The organism is Tropicibacter naphthalenivorans, assembly GCF_900176475.1.
Lineage (GTDB): Bacteria > Pseudomonadota > Alphaproteobacteria > Rhodobacterales > Rhodobacteraceae > Tropicibacter > Tropicibacter naphthalenivorans.
This window is the reverse complement of record NZ_FWXX01000003.1, coordinates 279,145-295,189: the sequence shown is the minus strand read 5'-3', so window position 1 is coordinate 295,189 and position 16,045 is coordinate 279,145. Positions and strand designations below refer to the sequence as shown.

The window sequence follows — 16,045 nt, the reverse complement described above, 5'->3', positions numbered from 1 at the left end:
TTCTCTCTCCCTGATCAGGCGACGAGGCTCTCGCCAGAGGCGGCCATGATCGCTTCTTTTGTGGTCTCATGCGTGAACTCGGCGGCGATCTTGCCGCGGCGCATGACGATAATGCGGTGTGCGATGGACAGGCATTCGCCGACTTCAGAGGTCGAATAGACCACGGCCATGCCCTTCTTTGCGTGCTCGGCGAGGATGCGGAACACCTCGGCCTTGGCGCCGATGTCGATGCCGCGGCTCGGCTCGTCCAGCAAGATCACGTCGGGGTGGGTGACCAGCATCTTGCCGATCACGACCTTTTGCTGGTTGCCCCCGGACAGCGATCCGATGGGCGCGCCGGGGCCGTCGGTTTTCACCGTCACCTCCTTGATCGAATCCTCGATGATGCGGGCCTCTTCGCGCAGGTTGGTGAACAAGCCCTTGGTAAAGCTGGCAATCGAGGACAGCGACAGGTTGCGCCCCACGGTCATGGTCTGGACCAAGCCGTCGCGCTGGCGATCCTCGGGGACCAGCACAAGGCCGGTGTCGATGCGCTGCGCGATGGTCAGCCCTTGGACGCTTTCGCCGTTCAGCAGGATGTCCCCTGCCACGGGTTGCAAGCGCCCGGCGACGGTCTCCATCATCTCGGTACGGCCCGCGCCCATGAGGCCATAGATACAGACGATCTCGCCTTTGCGGACGGTCAGGTCCAGCTTGTCCACGGCCAGACCCGCCCCGGTGTGAGAGGCGACGGACAGCCCTTTCAGCTCCAGCGCGGGCGCGCCAAAGGTACTGTCGGGCGGCGAGCCAAGGTCAAAGTTTTCGCCCACCATGTTGCGCACGATCCATTCCAGGTCGATCTCGGCGCGCGGCGCATAGGCGGTCATCACCCCGTCACGCAGCACCACGGCGTGATCGGTGATGGTCAGCGCCTCTTCGAGATGGTGCGAGATGTAGACGATGCTGACACCCTTGGCCTTGAGGTCGTGAATGACCTTGAACAGCACCTCGACCTCCGAGGCAGACAGCGCGCTGGTCGGCTCGTCCATGATCAGGATGCGCGAGTTCACCGACAGCGCGCGGGCGATTTCCACGATCTGCTGCTGGCCAAGGCGCAGATCCTCGACCGGGGTCAGCGGGTCAATGTCTTCTTCCAGCTCGCGCATCAGCTCGCGGCACTGGCGTTCCTCTTCGGCGTAGTTCACACCGAACGGCCCCATGATCTCGCGGCCCATAAAGATGTTGTCGCGCACGGTCATGTTCGGCGCGAGCGACAGTTCCTGGTGGATGATCGAGATGCCCAAGTCCCGCGCCTCGACGGTCGAGCCGATCTGCACGGGCGTACCATCAAGGATCAACTCGCCGCTGGTGGGCAGATGCACGCCAGAGAGGATCTTCATCAGGGTGGATTTGCCCGCGCCATTCTCGCCGAACAGCGTGGTGACCTGCCCGCGATGCACGTCAAAGTGAACGCCTTTCAGCGCCTGCACCGCGCCAAAGGACTTGGCCACGTTGCGCGCCGCGAGGACGACTTCGGCGGTGTCGGGGGTGCTGTTCGGGATCTCGGTGCCTTCGGTCATTTACTGAACCTCCAGCGCGACCGGGGTGATCAACCAGTTCTTAGCACTGATTAACGTGAAAACGCCGGTGACAGTGATGGTCTTTCCGGGCAGCGCGTCGCGGTCGAGCCCGTCCAGCGTGTCCGCCGCCATTGCGCGATTGAGGCCAGCGCCCGCGTCCTGATATTCAATCTGGTTCTTGAAATCGCCAAAGACGATGTCGCCGGGGATGTCGCGCAGCTCTGTGCCGTTGATCGCCGGGCCGGTCTGGACCCGGACCTTGACGCCCTCAAGCCCGTCCACCGTCAGTTGGTAAATGCCGGATTTGCCCTCGCCCACGGTGCCCGTCGCCTTGACCGGCAGCACCGCAAAGGCCCCGGCGGGCGTGCCATACTCGGCCACCGCGCCCTTTTTATCTGCCTTGATCGCAGTCGACAGGGTCACCGCGTCGGGGGCCTTTTCCAGCACCAAATCACGGATGCGCGGGAACTGCGCCTCGCCAAACCGATCCGGGTTAAAGGCCTGCACCCGAGCGTCCTGTTCAGACCCGATGGTGACGACGGTGGTGTCGATGGCAATCGCGCCCAGAACCGCCGCGGCCACCAACCCCGCATAAAGACCCATCCGGCTCTTTTGCGGCTTTCGCTTTGTCGTGTCGGTCATGGCCATGCGGTCTTTCCCTTATCAGTGTACCCTGTGCGGGTCGTGAGTCGTCATGCGGGAAAGCGTTGATGCGCCTGTGCCAGCGCATCTCGTCCTCCTCCCCTTGTGTGATGCACGGCCCCCGATTCTCCTCGCGGGGGTCCTGTCCATCGAGCCAATCTGCGCCAGTTGGTGCGACCGGATGACACGACCTTATGTGAAAAAAAATTCTCTGTCTGCAAAAAAATTCACACTCTGAAAATTTCTGTGCTACATCTGTGTGCAAGCAAAGAGCGCCTTGTGCCGCTTGGATCCTGCCCACTTCCCGCCACCGCATGGCAAATCTGCAATGCGAATCAGCGACTTAAAGAGGCAAGACCACGGCCCTCCGGCGCAAAGGGAGGACATCGCGTGACCGGGAAACGGGACATTATCGTCGGCATCGACGCGGGCACATCCGTGATCAAGGCCGTGGCCTTTGATCTGTCGGGCACCCAGCTGGGCGCGTCTTCGGTGCGCAACACTTATGTCATGGGGGCCGATGGATCGGCCACGCAATCGCTGCCGCAGACTTGGAAAGATTGCGCGAGCGCCCTGCGCGGGCTCGGGCGCGAGATCGACGACCTTTCCGCGCGCGTGGCCGCCGTGGCCGTGACCGGTCAGGGCGATGGCACTTGGCTGGCCGATGCGGACAACAACGCGGTTGGGGACGCGTGGCTGTGGCTTGATGCGCGCGCCGCACCCACCGTGTCGCGACTGGCCGCCGGACCACTGAACCGCGCCCGGTTCGAAGCCACCGGCACGGGCCTCAATACCTGCCAGCAGGGCGCGCAGATGGCGCATATGGATGCGCATTTCCCAGAGCTTTTGGACCGCGCCGACGTCGCCCTTCATTGCAAGGACTGGCTGTTTCTGAACCTGACGGGCGTGCGCGCCACCGATCCGTCCGAGGCGAGCTTTACCTTTGGCGACTTTCGCACGCGCGCCTACAGCGACGTGGTGATCGAGGCGCTGGGCCTGTCCCATCGCCGTCACTTGCTGCCGCCGATCATGGACGGCGCGCAGAAAACGCGCCCCCTGACCCGCGCCGCCGCCGAGGCCACCGGCCTGCCCGAGGGCACCCCCGTTTCGCTGGGCTACGTCGACATGGTGATGACCGCGCTGGGCGCTGGCGTGCACACTGGGGACGCGGGCGCGGCCTGCTCCACCGTTGGCTCCACCGGCGTGCACACCCGTGCGGTGCTCTCCGTCGATGTGCATCTGAATGACGCAGGCACCGGCTATGTGATCTGCCTGCCCAGCCCCGATCTGGTGACGCAGGTGCAGACCAACATGGCCGCCACGCTGAACATCGACTGGGCCTTGGACATGGCCGCTGATTTGGTGGCCGAGTTCTGCCCCCGCCCGACCCACGCGCAGCTGGTGGGCATGATCGACAACTGGATGGCCAAATCCCGCCCCGGCGCGCTGGTTTACCATCCTTATATCTCCGAGGCGGGCGAGCGCGGCCCCTTTGTCGAAGCGGACGCTCGCGCCAGCCTGATCGGCCTGACCGCCACCCACCGCTTTGCCGACGTGATTCGCGCGGTAATCGAAGGGTTAGGGATGGCCGCCCGCGATTGCTATGCCGCCATGGGCGAGATGCCGACCGAGCTGCGCCTGACCGGGGGCGCGGCGCGATCGAACGCCTTGCGCCGGGTCTTGGCCGCGTCGCTGAACACCCCCGTCCGCGTGTCCTCGCGCGAAGAGGCGGGCGCGGCGGGCTGCGCCATGATGGCCGCCGTGGCGATCGGCGCCTACCCCGACATGGACGCCTGCATTGCCGAATGGACAACGCCCCTGCTGGGCGCGGCAGAGCAGCCCGACCCAGAGCTAACCCCCGTATACGACAGTCTTTTCACCTCTTACCGCCAGTCGCGGCAGGCGCTCGCCCCGGTGTGGACCGGGCTTGCGGGCCACCGCGCGACACACCTGCGGTCAGACACATAACGATGCCGGGGCACCTGGCCCCACCAGCTCGAGGAGCATACAGATGACAGATATCCCCAAGGTCGACCTTTTTGTGATTGGCGGCGGTATCAACGGCGCGGGCATCGCGCGGGACGCCGCCGGGCGCGGCCTAAGCGTGGTGCTTTGCGAAAAGGACGACCTGGCCGAGGGCACCTCTTCGCGGTCGGGCAAGCTGGTGCATGGCGGCTTGCGTTACCTCGAATATTACGAGTTCCGGCTGGTGCGCGAGGCGCTGATCGAACGCGAAGTCCTGATGAACGCCGCGCCGCACATCATCTGGCCCATGCGCTTTGTGCTGCCGCATTCGCCGCAAGATCGGCCCGCGTGGCTCGTCCGTCTGGGGCTGTTCCTGTATGACCACCTAGGCGGGCGCAAAAAGCTACCGGGGACGCGGACGTTGAACCTGAAACGTGACCCCGAAGGCGCGCCTATTAAGGATGATTACACCCGTGGGTTCGAATATTCCGATTGCTGGGTGGATGATGCCCGCCTCGTGGTGCTGAACGCGGTGGACGCCGCCGAGCGTGGCGCAACGGTTCTGACCCGCTCTCCCTGCACCTCTGCGCGGCGCGAAAATGGCGTCTGGCGGGTGACCACGACCAACTCTGTCACCGGTGAGCAGCGCGAATACGAGGCCAAGATGCTGGTCAACGCCGCCGGTCCCTGGGTCACCGACGTGCTGACCCGCGTGGCCGGATCCAACAGCGCGCGCAATGTGCGTCTGGTCAAAGGCAGCCACATCATTGTGCCGAAATTCTGGAAGGGCGAGCAGGCCTATCTGGTGCAAAACCACGACAAACGCGTGATCTTTATCAACCCGTATGAGCGTGACAAAGCGCTGATCGGCACCACCGACATCGCCTATGATGGCCGCGCCGAAGACGTCACGGCGGATGACAGCGAAATCCAGTATCTCATTGATGCGGTGAACAAATACTTCAAGGAACAGCTGACCCCCGACGATGTGCTCACCAGCTTTTCCGGCGTGCGCCCGCTGTTCGACGACGGGCAGGGCAACCCGTCTGCGGTCACGCGCGACTATGTCTTTGATCTGGACGAGACGGGCGGCGCGCCCTTGCTGAACATCTTTGGCGGCAAGATCACCACCTTCCGCGAATTGGCCGAGCGCGGCTTGCAACGGATCGCGCATTTCTTTCCGCAGATGGGCGGCGATTGGACCGAAGACGCCCCCTTGCCCGGCGGCGATATGCAGGCCGCCGACTATGAGCTGTTCCGCAACAAGATGAAGGCGGATTACCCGTGGATGCCCCGCGCCCTGCGCCAGCATTACGGGCGGCTGTACGGGACGCGCGTGGCGCAGATCGTCGGCGCGGCGACGTCGCTGGACGGGCTTGGTAAACACTTCGGAGGTAACCTTTATGAAGCAGAGGTGACCTATCTGATCCAGAACGAATGGGCGCAGACCGCCGAGGATATCCTGTGGCGCCGCACCAAGCATCGCCTGCATCTAACCGACGCCGAACAGGCCGCCTTTGCCGATTGGTTCGCCGCCCGCGCGGAGGCCGCTTAAATGCCCTTGACGCTCAGCCTGAACACCAACCCGCTGGTGAACCGTTTCGCCGATCCGGCGGATTTGATCGAAACCACGGCGCGCGATCTGCGGATTCGCGACCTTCAACTGACCCATGAATTCATCAACCCCAGCTGGCCCGCCCCGGTCATCCGCCGCCTCACGCGCGAGATGGATCGCGCCTGCCAGCGGACCGGAGTGCGCTGCACGTCGGGGATGACCGGGCCGTATGGGCGGCTGAACCACTTTGGCCACCCGGACCGCGACGTGCGCCGTTACTACGTCGATTGGTTCAAGACCTTCGCGGACATCATCGGCGATTTGGGCGGCACTTCCGTCGGCACACAGTTCGCGATCTTTACCTTTCAGGATTACGACGACGTGGCCCGCCGCGAAGAGCTGATCCAGATCGCCATCGACTGCTGGGCCGAGGTCGCCGAGCACGCCAAGGCCGCCGGGCTGAGCTATGTCTATTGGGAACCGATGTCCGTGGGCCGTGAATTTGGCGAGACCATTGCCGAATGTATGGCCCTTCAGGACCGTCTGACCGCCGCCAATATGACTGTGCCGATGTGGATGATGGCCGACATCGACCACGGCGATGTCACCTCGGATAACCCTGACGATACAAACCCTTACGCCTGGGCACGCGCGGTACCCAAGGTCTCGCCGATCATCCACATCAAACAGTCGATGATGGACAAATCCGGTCACCGCCCCTTTACCGCCGAGTACAACGCCAAGGGGGCGATCCAGCCAGAACCGCTGCTACAAGCGCTCGCCGAAGGGGGCGCGCAGGACAACGAGATCTGCCTTGAGCTGTCGTTCAAGGAACGCGAGCCGAACGACCGTCAGGTGATCCCGCAAATCGCCGAAAGCATCGCCTTTTGGGCGCCGCATATCGACAGCGGCGCGGCGGATCTGAAGGTCTGACCATGCGTAACCTGCGCGAAAAAGTCGTCTTTGACACATGGGATGCCTTGGTCGGGCTTGCCTTTTCGCGCGCCAGCCGCCACACCTTGGATCGTTCTCAGGGCGGGGTGAAATTCCCCACCGGCGGTGATAGCCCGCGAGCGCCCTTGTTTCGGCAAGGGGTCAGCAGATCCGGTGAAATTCCGGGGCCGACGGTCATAGTCCGGATGAAAGAGAACCACGTGCGCACGGGGGTGACCTCGGGCGTTGTGGGCTGCGCCTTGGGACCACTTGAGCAAACGCAAAGGATGGTTCCATGTCTGACACTTTGAAAATCGCCTTCATCAAGGCACGCTGGCACTCCGAAATCGTAGACCAAGCTTTGGTCGGCTTTCAGGAGCGCATGACCCAAGAGGGTACCCCCCACCAGATCGACAGCTTTGACGTGCCGGGCGCGTTCGAAATGCCGCTGCTGGCGAAAAAGCTGGGCGCTTCGGGCAAGTATGACGCCGTGGTTTGCGCCGCGCTGGTCGTCGATGGCGGCATTTACCGTCATGATTTCGTTGCCGCCGCGGTGGTGGATGGCCTGATGCAGGCGCAGATGGAAACGGGCGTGCCGACCTATTCGGTTTCGCTGACCCCGCACCACTTCCAGCCGACCGAAGAGCACATCAGCTTTTACACCGACCACTTTGTCAAAAAGGGTGCCGAAGCCGCCGATGCGGTTCTGATGGTCGCCAAGCTGGAGGTCTAAGATGCTGCCCGCGTTTGCTTTTTCCACCGCCGGGACGATCCGTTTTGGTCGGGGAGAGGCGGCGCGGGCCATTCCCGAAATACGCGCCCTTGGCCGGATTTGCCTGGTCACGGGACGCACCCCGGCGCGCGCTGACTGGCTGACAGACGCGCTGAACGACGTGTTCCTGATCACAATCTCTGACGAGCCTGACGTGGGTATGATCGAGACCGCCGTGGCGTCGGCCCGCGCCTTTAGCGCTCAGGCCGTTGTCGCCGTCGGTGGCGGTGCCGCGATCGACGCGGGCAAGGCGATTGCCGCATTGATCCCCGCCACCCGTCCGATGCTGGACCACCTCGAAGTGGTCGGTCAGGGCTTGCCTCTGGACAACGCCCCCCTGCCCTTTGTGGCGATCCCGACCACCGCGGGCACCGGGGCCGAAGTCACGAAAAACGCCGTGATTTCCGTGCCTTCGCACCGGCGCAAAGTATCCCTGCGCGACGCGCGGATGCTGCCCGATTTGGCGATTGTCGACCCGTCATTGACCGATCGTTGCCCGCATGGCGTGACATTGGCGTCGGGTCTGGACGCGATCACGCAAGTCATCGAACCCTACATCTGCACCCGCGCCAACCCGCTGACCGATGCGCTGTGCCGCGATGCGATCCCCATGGGCCTGCGCGCGCTGCCCCAATTGATGATCGGCGAAGACGCGCAAGCACGCGATCGAATGGCGTGGGTTAGCCTGTGCGGCGGTCTGGCTTTGGCGAACGCGGGGCTTGGGGTGATCCACGGCCTTGCGGGGCCGCTGGGTGGGTTGTCCGGCGCCTCCCACGGCGCGATTTGTGGCGCTTTGCTGCCGCACGGGCTGGCGATGAACGCGTCGCGCGTCGAAAATCGTGCATCTCTTGAGCGCATTGACGAAATCCGCGGCTGGATTGCGGGCGCGTTGGGGGGCGACATGGCGAACGCCTTTGCAACCTTGCACAGGTGGGCATGCGATGCGGGACTGCCGGGCTTGGACGCGCAGGGCATTTCGGAACAAAACCGTTTGGACGCGGCCAAGGCAGCGGCAAGCTCTTCGTCGATGAAGGCGAATCCGGCGTCCTTGACGCCCCAAGATATGGTAGATTTAATGTCTGCGGCCCGCTAGATCGGGTCAAAAAGACGGGCCTCAAGCTCGCAAGGGAGGGAAGATGTCTAAAGCCGACGCAGAGCACAGTCTTGCGATCCGCGCCGCTTGGCTGCATTACGTGGGCGGCTTGACCCAGGCAAAAGTGGCCAAAAAGCTGGGCGTTCCTTCCGTCAAAGCGCACCGTTTGATCGCCAAAGCGGTCGCCGAGGGTGCGGTCAAAGTGACGATCGACGGCGATATTGTCGAATGTATCGCGCTCGAAGAGGCGATCTGCGAACGCTATGGTTTGGACAGCTGCGACGTCGCACCCGACCTTGGCGAAGAGGGGCTACCGATCCGCACATTGGCCCTTGCCGGGTCGGCGCGGTTGCGGCGCTGGCTGGAATCCGGCGAGGAAACCACCATCGGGATCGGCCACGGGCGCACCCTTGCCGCCGCCGTCCGGCAATTGCCCCACCTGAACACCAGTGGGCTGCGATTTGTGTCGTTGCTGGGGGGGCTGACGCGTAATTTCTCGGCCAACCCGCATGACGTCATGCACCTGATCGCCGAAAAGACCGGCGCGCAAGCCTACGTCATGCCCGTTCCGTTTTTCGCCAACACGACCGAGGATCGCGCCGTGTTGCTATCGCAAAATGGGGTGCGTGAAGTGTTCGAGATGGCCGAAACCGCGCCGCTCAAGATCGTCGGAATCGGTACGGTCGAGGCCGATACGCAGCTGGTGACCTCTGGCATGATCGAGCCCGCCGAGATCGAGGCGATCCGCAGCGCCGGTGCGGCTGGCGAGATGCTGGGGCACTTTTTTGATGCCGACGGGCGCAGTCTGGAAACGCCGTTAACCTCTCGGACGCTGGCCGTATCCTTTGGCGACTGGTCCGACCATCGGATCGTTGCGCTGGCGGGCGGCGTTGAAAAAGTAAAGCCTATTCAATCGGTTCTGCGCTCCGGTCTGCTGTCCGGTCTGATCACCGATGAAGTCACGGCTCGCGCACTGCTAGAGGCATAAGGCCCGGACAGACGAATCCTCCGGGCCGACTGATTACTTGTTGTACTTGGCGTCCACGTCGTTGATCGCCTGCACGTTTCCAGCCGAACGACCGTTTTCGTCGAACGCGCTGGTCAGGAACGCATCCACGATATCCTTGGCCAGCTCAGCCCCGATGACGCGCGCGCCCATGGTGATGATCTGCGCGTTGTTCGAGGTCGCCGCCTTGCCCGCCGAATAGGTGTCGTGACACTGCGCCGCGCGGATGCCCGGCACCTTGTTGGCAGCGATTTGCACGCCAATGCCGGTGCCGCAGATCAAAATCGCCTTGTCGTAGGTGCCGTCCATCACCGCGCTGGCAACCCGATCAGAGAGATTGGCGTAGAAAGCATCCGGCCCCGCGTCGGTACGGCTGATTTCGTTAACGGTGTAGGCGTCGTTTTCACCAAGATAGTCGGCGATGACCTTGGCCAGACCTTCGCCCGCGCTGTCGCCTGCAACTGCAATTTTCATGTGTGGTCCTTTCAAATTACGGCAGAGCACTTGGCCAGAATGTCGAGATACCCTTCGACGTTCCAAGCGCTGCGCCCGATAAACAGCCCGTCGATATGCGGGCATCGGATAAGTTCTTGGCAATTTTCGGGGTTAACCGATCCGCCGTAGAGGCAGGGAATGCGGCGTCCGGTGACAGCCTCGGCGACGGCGATAATCTCGGCCTGACGCGCGTCGGCATAGTCAGAGGTCGCCGGGATCCCGTTGACGCCAATAGCCCAGACGGGTTCGTAGGCCAACAGGATCGGGGCTTGCTTTTGAGTCTCGCTCAGTTTTTCCAAGGCGCCGCGCACCTGCGTTTCCAGCACCTCTTTGGCGCGGCCAGACTCTCGCTCTTCCAGCGTTTCGCCAATGCAAATCAGCGGGATAAGGCCGTGCCGCACGGCGGCTTCGGTCTTGAGCCCCACGGTTTCATCGGTTTCGCCAAAGTGTTCCCGTCGCTCCGAATGGCCCAGTTCGACGATGTCGAGATTGCAATCGTTCAGCATCAAAGGAGAGACCTCTCCCGTCCAAGCGCCTTGATCCGCCCAGTGCATGTTTTGCGCGCCAACTTTGACCGAAGTGTCGGCCAAAAGCGCTTTGACTTCGCGAACATTGGTAAAGGAAGGGATCACAAAACGTTGAATCGCCGGATCGCGATCCGCATCTGCTTTGGCCAGCTCTTTGGCGAAAACCTGCGCCTCGACCAAGGTCTTGTTCATTTTCCAACTGGTGCCAATCCAGAATTTCGGCGTCGTCATGATATGGTCCTATCTGTAGATGACGGGCAGTTTGATCTCTTGCAATTGAGCCTGCACCTCGGGAGGAGGCGCTTGATCCGTTATCAAACTGTTAAATTCGGTTAAGTCGGCCAGCTTGTGCAAAGCGGTGTGGCCAAAGCGTGCATGGTTGACCAAGAGACAGGTCTGCGCCCCGGATTTCATCATTGCGCGTTTGCTGCGCATGACGGTTTCCTCTTGGTGAAAAACCTCGGTTCCGGCCATGGCGGGCGTCGAAATAAACGCGATATCCGCGCGCAATCCAGCCAGAGCATCTTCGGTCACTTTGCCAAAGAAGGCATTGAATTTTGGAGAAAAAACGCCACCCAAAGCGATGAGGGTCAAACCCGTTTCGTCCCGTAACGCGTCAATGATCGCGGCGTTGTTCGTGATGACCGTCAAAGGGCGTTTTTCAAGCAATCCCCGGCCAAGGATCGCTGCCGTGGAGCCGTCGTTAATCATGACCGTCATGCCCGGCTCGACCAAATCAAGGGCCGCCTGCGCGATGCAGCGCTTGGCTTCCCCGCCCTGCATTTCTCGAAATCGGAAATCGGATTCAAAACGTGTACCGGCTTCGATCGTGGCGCCCCCGCGGATTTTCCGCAAAAGTCCGTCGCTTTCAAGTTCGTCGAGATCACGGTGGATGGTCATTTTGGACACGGAAAATCGCTGCGCCAAGTCATCCAAATTAACGGCACCGCTCTCGACCAAACGGTCCATGATAGCCTGCTGGCGTTCGTCTCGTTTCACTCTGTTCTCCTCTGATTCAGAACATATCATCACACAAAACACACGTAAATAATGTTATTTTGTTATTTATATTGTGACGAATCAAACATCGGCGTATTGGACCCGTAGCTTCTCCGGTGCATCACATTGCGCTACCACTTTACAGAAAGGACCAAGAATGAAGTTTTTCGCTGACACTGCTGTGATCGAAGACATCAAAGACCTTAATGATTACGGTCTGTTAGACGGGGTGACCACCAATCCGACCCTGATTGCCAAGTCGGGCAGAGACTTCAAAGAAGTCATCGCGGAAATTTGCTCGGTCGTGGATGGACCCGTCTCCGCCGAAGTGGCCGCGATGGATTTTCCAGGCATGATTGCCGAAGGTGAGCATTTGGCGGAAATCGCGGACAACGTGGTGATCAAGCTGCCATTGACGCTAGAAGGGCTCAAAGCCTGCCGCCACTTTAACCAAAACAACATCAAGACCAACGTGACGCTGTGCTTTTCCGCGAACCAAGCGTTGCTCGCCGCAAAAGCTGGGGCGACCTACATCTCGCCGTTCGTTGGGCGTTTGGACGATCTTAACCTTGATGGACTGGATCTTATCCAAGACATCCGGACCATTTACGATAATTTCGGATTTGAAACTCAGATCCTTGCGGCCTCAGTCCGGACCGCGAACCACGTTAAGGATGTGGCCATCGCGGGCGCTGATGTGGCGACCGTACCCGCCGCAGTCATCAAAGGGCTGGCAAACCACGTGTTGACTGACAAGGGCTTGGAACAATTCGCAAAAGACTGGGCGGAGACCGGTCAAAGCATCCTTTAAAAAGAGAAACGCCCGAGGTCATGCCCCGGGCGTTTTCGTTAAAAGTCGAGATTTTCGACGCTCAGCGCATTTTGCTGAATAAACTCTCGGCGCGGCTCCACCACATCACCCATCAACTTGGTAAACAGATCGTCCGCTTCGGCCATGTCGTCCACGGTGACCTGCAACAGCGTCCGCGCATCGGGATCCAACGTCGTTTCCCACAACTGGCCGGGGTTCATCTCGCCCAAGCCCTTATAACGTTGAAGGCTAAGACCTTTTTCACCTTCGTCCAGGATCGCGCGCAGCAATTCCAGCGGCCCGTGAATGATCTGGCGGCGATCCTTGCGCTCTAGCACGGCCGGCGTGTTGTAAACGTTTTGCAAACTTTCGGTAAAGCTGCCGCTTTTGCGGGCTTCACCGGACCGCAGCATCGGGCCATCCAGCGTGCGAACTTCTTCGACGCCGCGCAGAATCCGAGCCAGCCGAATGCCCTTATCCTGCGTGATGCGCCCTTGCCAGCCACGCTCATATTCCAAGGCGATCAGGTCCAACCGCGCCGCGACCTTGTCCGCAACCCCCTGCAAATCGCTGTCCACTGCGCCGGGCACAAAGGCGCCAGCGATGGCGGCTTGTTCCAGAATGTGGCGCGGATAGTGGGTCGGGAATGCCTCAAGCACGCGCTTGAGCTGGCGCGCTTCCTCGATCACGCGGATCAAATCCTGGCCCGCGATGACCTCGCCATGACCCAATTTTAGCTGAGCATTATCAGTGCCTTGCTCGATCAAGTAATCCTCGAGCGCGGTCTGATCCTTGAGATACACTTCGGATTTCCCACGCGCCACTTTGTACAGCGGCGGCTGCGCGATGTAGAGATACCCCCCTTCGATCAACTCGGGCATCTGACGGTAGAAGAACGTCAAAAGCAGCGTGCGAATGTGCGCGCCGTCGACGTCCGCATCGGTCATCAAAATGATCTTGTGATAGCGCAGCTTTTCGACATTGAATTCATCCCGGCCGATCCCGGTGCCGAGGGCCATAACAAGGTTACCGATTTCCTGGCTTCCCAGCATCCGGTCGAAACGGGCGCGTTCCACGTTAAGGATTTTACCCTTCAGCGGCAGAATCGCCTGCGTGCCGCGATCCCGGCCCGTCTGCGCCGACCCACCCGCCGAGTCACCCTCGACGATGAAAAGTTCGGTTTTCGACGGATCCTTTTCTGAACAATCCTTTAGCTTGCCGGCAAGAAAGTTAACATCCATCGGGTTTTTCCGACGAGTCAACTCGCGCGCCTTGCGGGCAGCTTCACGCGCAAGCGCAGCCTCGACAATCTTGCCAACGATGATCTTGGCCTCGTTCGGGTGTTCCTCGAACCACTCCGCCAACTTTTCGTTCATCAAACCTTCGACGGCGGGACGCACCTCCGACGAGACAAGCTTGTCTTTGGTTTGGCTAGAGAATTTCGGATCAGGAACCTTGACGGACAGCACAGCGGTCAGACCTTCGCGGGCATCGTCACCGGTAAAGTTCACCTTTTCCTTTTTCGCGATACCGCTGTCCTGCGCGTACTTTTGAATTTGCCGCGTCAGTGCCCCCCGGAAGCCAGCCAAGTGCGTGCCCCCATCGCGCTGCGGGATGTTGTTGGTAAACGGCAGCACGTTTTCATGGTAGCTATCGTTCCACCACATGGCGACCTCGACGCCGATACCGTCCAGTTCGCCTTCCATGTAGATGGGGTCGGGCATCACGGCCTGCTTCGAGCGATCAAGGTATTTAACGAATTCGTTAACGCCGCCTTCGAAATAAAGCTCCGAGCGCAGCGGCTCTGCCGGACGTTCATCTTCGAGGATAATCCGAACCCCAGAGTTCAAAAACGCCAGTTCGCGCAACCGCTTTTCCAGCGTCTCAAAGGAATATTCGAGGTTCGAAAACGTCCCCTCGGGCGATTGGGTTTTCGCCGACGCCAAAAAGCGCACTTCGGTCCCGGTTTCCCCTTCGGCATCGCCAACAACGCGCAGATGCTCGGTGCAATCGCCGTGTTCGAACTTAGCGTAATGTTCTTTGCCGTTACGCCAAATTCGCAGTTCCAGCCAGACGGACAGCGCGTTCACAACCGACACGCCCACGCCGTGAAGACCGCCAGAAACCTTGTAGGAATTGCTGTCGAATTTACCGCCCGCGTGCAGCTGGGTCATGATGACCTCGGCGGCGGAAACGCCCTCTTCGGGGTGGATATCCACCGGAATGCCGCGCCCGTTGTCCCGCACGGATACAGAGCTGTCGGCATGAATTTTGACGTTCACATAGTCGGCGTGCTTGGCCAGCGCCTCGTCAATGCCATTGTCGACGACCTCGTACACCATGTGGTGCAGGCCAGACCCGTCATCGGTGTCACCGATATACATGCCGGGGCGCTTGCGCACTGCCTCCAAGCCTTTGAGAACTTTGATTGAATCCGCGCCGTATTCTTCAGGTGCGCCTGCGGGTTCGGACATGCCGTGATCCTTTGTTCTTTTGTCCGAATTTATACCCAAACGCGGCGGCATTGTCACGCAAAGCAAGGGAATTTTGCCTTTTCTGTGCATGATTTATGCGGCTCGAAAGAGCGCTCTAAACACGGCGCAATTCACCTGCCTCAGAAACCTCGACACCCTGTGCCCGCGACCCCAATTCGGCGAACAATTCCGGCCCCGTTCCGGTCATCCAAGCCTGCGCCCCAAGCGCGCAAATCTCGTCATACAAAGCTGCCCGGCGACCGGCGTCCAAATGCGCTGCGACCTCATCTAAAAGCAAAATGGGCACCGCGCCAATGTCCCCAGCCAAGGCGCGTGCATTCGCCAAAATCAATGAGATTAACAAAGCTTTCTGCTCGCCGGTGGAACACTCCGACGCGGGCACGCCCTTGGCTTTGAACACGCCGTATAAATCCGTGCGATGTGGCCCCACCAAGGTCCGACCCGCCGCGATATCGCGAAATCGGCTTTCCTCCAGCGCAGACAGCAAATCGGCCTCACCATCTGGCATTGACCCTTCGGATTGCACCATCTCCAACTCGGCGATGGGAAAAGCCGTCTCGGCCCCGGCCTGCGCTTCGGTCAGCCGCGAGAGCGCCGCCCGGCGGTTGGCATCCAGCTCCGCTCCGGACCGCGCCATCTGCAATTCCAAGGCCTTATACCAATGCGCATCGCGGATCTGCTCCTTGAGCAAGCGGTTCCGCTCTCGCATCGCCTTTTCGTAATCCAACGCCGCCTGCGCGTGTTCGGGGTAGAATGACAGGGTCACACGGTCCAGAAACCGCCGCCGCCCCTCAGCGCCTTCGATCCACAGGCGGTCCATGGAGGGCACCAGCCAAACCGCCCGCGCCAAACGCCCCAAAGCCACCTGGCTGGCGTTTTTGCCATCAATCTGCACCTGCCGCGCCGCGCCCTGCTCAGACGTAAAGGCAATCTCATGCGGCTGCCCACCGCCATGCAAAACCCCGGTGATCTTCCACCCAAGGCTCTCTGGCCGCCGTGCCATTTCCTGTGCAGAGGCCCGCCGCAGCCCCCGCCCCGGCGAAAACAAAGACACCGCCTCGATCAGGTTGGTCTTGCCCGCGCCATTGGGCCCGTAAATCGCCACGGGACGCGCATCGACATCCACCTCCGCATGAAGGTGAGAACGAAAATGCGACAAGGTCAGGCGCGACAGATACATCTCACCCGACCCT

Annotated in this window: 14 protein-coding genes and 1 riboswitch; of the genes, 7 read left to right on the top strand and 7 right to left on the bottom strand. The window is 61.0% G+C overall.

The features are described from left to right. Positions 1 to 14: 14 nt before the first annotated feature. Positions 15 to 1,559, bottom strand: coding sequence for a sugar ABC transporter ATP-binding protein (locus tag B9A11_RS09345; RefSeq protein WP_058248126.1), 1,545 nt, complete (start codon positions 1,557 to 1,559; stop codon positions 15 to 17). Beyond that, positions 1,560 to 2,201: a DUF2291 family protein gene (locus tag B9A11_RS09340; protein WP_058248225.1), complete on the bottom strand. Its 642-nt coding sequence runs from the start codon at positions 2,199 to 2,201 to the stop codon at positions 1,560 to 1,562. A 390-nt stretch (positions 2,202 to 2,591) separates the two neighbouring features. On the opposite strand from B9A11_RS09340, the gene B9A11_RS09335 reads away from it, so the two are divergent. The 6 genes from B9A11_RS09335 to B9A11_RS09310 all read left to right on the top strand — a co-directional run bounded on the left by B9A11_RS09335 (position 2,592) and on the right by B9A11_RS09310 (position 9,507). Next, entirely contained in the window at positions 2,592 to 4,169 is a 1,578-nt protein-coding gene (locus B9A11_RS09335) for an FGGY-family carbohydrate kinase (protein WP_058248125.1), read from the top strand. Between the two features lie 43 nt (positions 4,170 to 4,212). Then, positions 4,213 to 5,721, top strand: a complete 1,509-nt coding sequence (locus B9A11_RS09330; protein ID WP_058248124.1) for a glycerol-3-phosphate dehydrogenase — start codon at positions 4,213 to 4,215, stop codon at positions 5,719 to 5,721. After that, positions 5,722 to 6,654, top strand: coding sequence for a TIM barrel protein (locus tag B9A11_RS09325; RefSeq protein ID WP_058248123.1), 933 nt, complete (start codon positions 5,722 to 5,724; stop codon positions 6,652 to 6,654). A gap of 89 nt (positions 6,655 to 6,743) precedes the next feature. Further along, positions 6,744 to 6,876, top strand: a riboswitch (FMN riboswitch). Positions 6,877 to 6,949: 73 nt separating this feature from the next. After that, entirely contained in the window at positions 6,950 to 7,387 is a 438-nt protein-coding gene (locus B9A11_RS09320) for a 6,7-dimethyl-8-ribityllumazine synthase (protein WP_058248122.1), read from the top strand. A 4-nt stretch (positions 7,388 to 7,391) separates the two neighbouring features. Then, complete coding sequence (locus B9A11_RS09315) at positions 7,392 to 8,519, top strand: iron-containing alcohol dehydrogenase (RefSeq protein WP_370736538.1); 1,128 nt, start codon at positions 7,392 to 7,394, stop codon at positions 8,517 to 8,519. Positions 8,520 to 8,562: 43 nt separating this feature from the next. Continuing rightward, on the top strand, positions 8,563 to 9,507 hold the full coding sequence (locus tag B9A11_RS09310) for a sugar-binding transcriptional regulator (RefSeq protein WP_058248120.1): 945 nt from the start codon (positions 8,563 to 8,565) through the stop codon (positions 9,505 to 9,507). A 33-nt stretch (positions 9,508 to 9,540) separates the two neighbouring features. On the opposite strand, the gene derI is transcribed toward B9A11_RS09310, so the two are convergent. The 3 genes from derI to B9A11_RS09295 are packed head-to-tail and all read right to left on the bottom strand — an operon-like array spanning position 9,541 to position 11,546. After that, complete coding sequence (gene derI, locus B9A11_RS09305) at positions 9,541 to 9,999, bottom strand: D-erythrulose-4-phosphate isomerase (RefSeq protein ID WP_058248119.1); 459 nt, start codon at positions 9,997 to 9,999, stop codon at positions 9,541 to 9,543. Positions 10,000 to 10,010: 11 nt separating this feature from the next. After that, positions 10,011 to 10,778, bottom strand: coding sequence for a triose-phosphate isomerase (locus B9A11_RS09300; RefSeq protein WP_058248118.1), 768 nt, complete (start codon positions 10,776 to 10,778; stop codon positions 10,011 to 10,013). Between the two features lie 9 nt (positions 10,779 to 10,787). Next, a complete protein-coding gene (locus tag B9A11_RS09295) occupies positions 10,788 to 11,546 on the bottom strand; it encodes a DeoR/GlpR family DNA-binding transcription regulator (RefSeq protein WP_058248117.1) in 759 nt (252 codons plus the stop codon). A 157-nt stretch (positions 11,547 to 11,703) separates the two neighbouring features. On the opposite strand from B9A11_RS09295, the gene fsa reads away from it, so the two are divergent. After that, a complete protein-coding gene (fsa, locus tag B9A11_RS09290) occupies positions 11,704 to 12,357 on the top strand; it encodes a fructose-6-phosphate aldolase (RefSeq protein WP_058248116.1) in 654 nt (217 codons plus the stop codon). Between the two features lie 38 nt (positions 12,358 to 12,395). On the opposite strand, the gene gyrB is transcribed toward fsa, so the two are convergent. Together gyrB and recF are read right to left on the bottom strand one after the other, a co-directional pair. Continuing rightward, positions 12,396 to 14,831 (bottom strand): DNA topoisomerase (ATP-hydrolyzing) subunit B, encoded by a 2,436-nt coding sequence (gyrB, locus tag B9A11_RS09285; RefSeq protein ID WP_058248115.1) that lies wholly within the window; start codon positions 14,829 to 14,831, stop codon positions 12,396 to 12,398. Positions 14,832 to 14,946: 115 nt separating this feature from the next. Then, the gene (gene recF, locus B9A11_RS09280; RefSeq protein WP_058248114.1) at positions 14,947 to 16,032 is read right to left on the bottom strand and encodes a DNA replication/repair protein RecF; all 1,086 of its coding nucleotides are present in this window, start codon (positions 16,030 to 16,032) and stop codon (positions 14,947 to 14,949) included. Positions 16,033 to 16,045: the final 13 nt, after the last annotated feature.

Excerpts from the sequence above, each read along its gene's own strand:
- B9A11_RS09345 (WP_058248126.1), bottom strand. The coding sequence starts at position 1,559 with ATGACCGAAGGCACCGAGATCCCGAACAGCACCCCCGACACCGCCGAA.
- B9A11_RS09340 (WP_058248225.1), bottom strand. The coding sequence starts at position 2,201 with ATGACCGACACGACAAAGCGAAAGCCGCAAAAGAGCCGGATGGGTCTT.
- B9A11_RS09330 (WP_058248124.1), top strand. The coding sequence starts at position 4,213 with ATGACAGATATCCCCAAGGTCGACCTTTTTGTGATTGGCGGCGGTATC.
- B9A11_RS09325 (WP_058248123.1), top strand. The coding sequence starts at position 5,722 with ATGCCCTTGACGCTCAGCCTGAACACCAACCCGCTGGTGAACCGTTTC.
- B9A11_RS09320 (WP_058248122.1), top strand. The coding sequence starts at position 6,950 with ATGTCTGACACTTTGAAAATCGCCTTCATCAAGGCACGCTGGCACTCC.
- B9A11_RS09310 (WP_058248120.1), top strand. The coding sequence starts at position 8,563 with ATGTCTAAAGCCGACGCAGAGCACAGTCTTGCGATCCGCGCCGCTTGG.
- derI (WP_058248119.1), bottom strand. The coding sequence starts at position 9,999 with ATGAAAATTGCAGTTGCAGGCGACAGCGCGGGCGAAGGTCTGGCCAAG.
- B9A11_RS09300 (WP_058248118.1), bottom strand. The coding sequence starts at position 10,778 with ATGACGACGCCGAAATTCTGGATTGGCACCAGTTGGAAAATGAACAAG.
- fsa (WP_058248116.1), top strand. The coding sequence starts at position 11,704 with ATGAAGTTTTTCGCTGACACTGCTGTGATCGAAGACATCAAAGACCTT.
- gyrB (WP_058248115.1), bottom strand. The coding sequence starts at position 14,831 with ATGTCCGAACCCGCAGGCGCACCTGAAGAATACGGCGCGGATTCAATC.
- recF (WP_058248114.1), bottom strand. The coding sequence starts at position 16,032 with ATGTATCTGTCGCGCCTGACCTTGTCGCATTTTCGTTCTCACCTTCAT.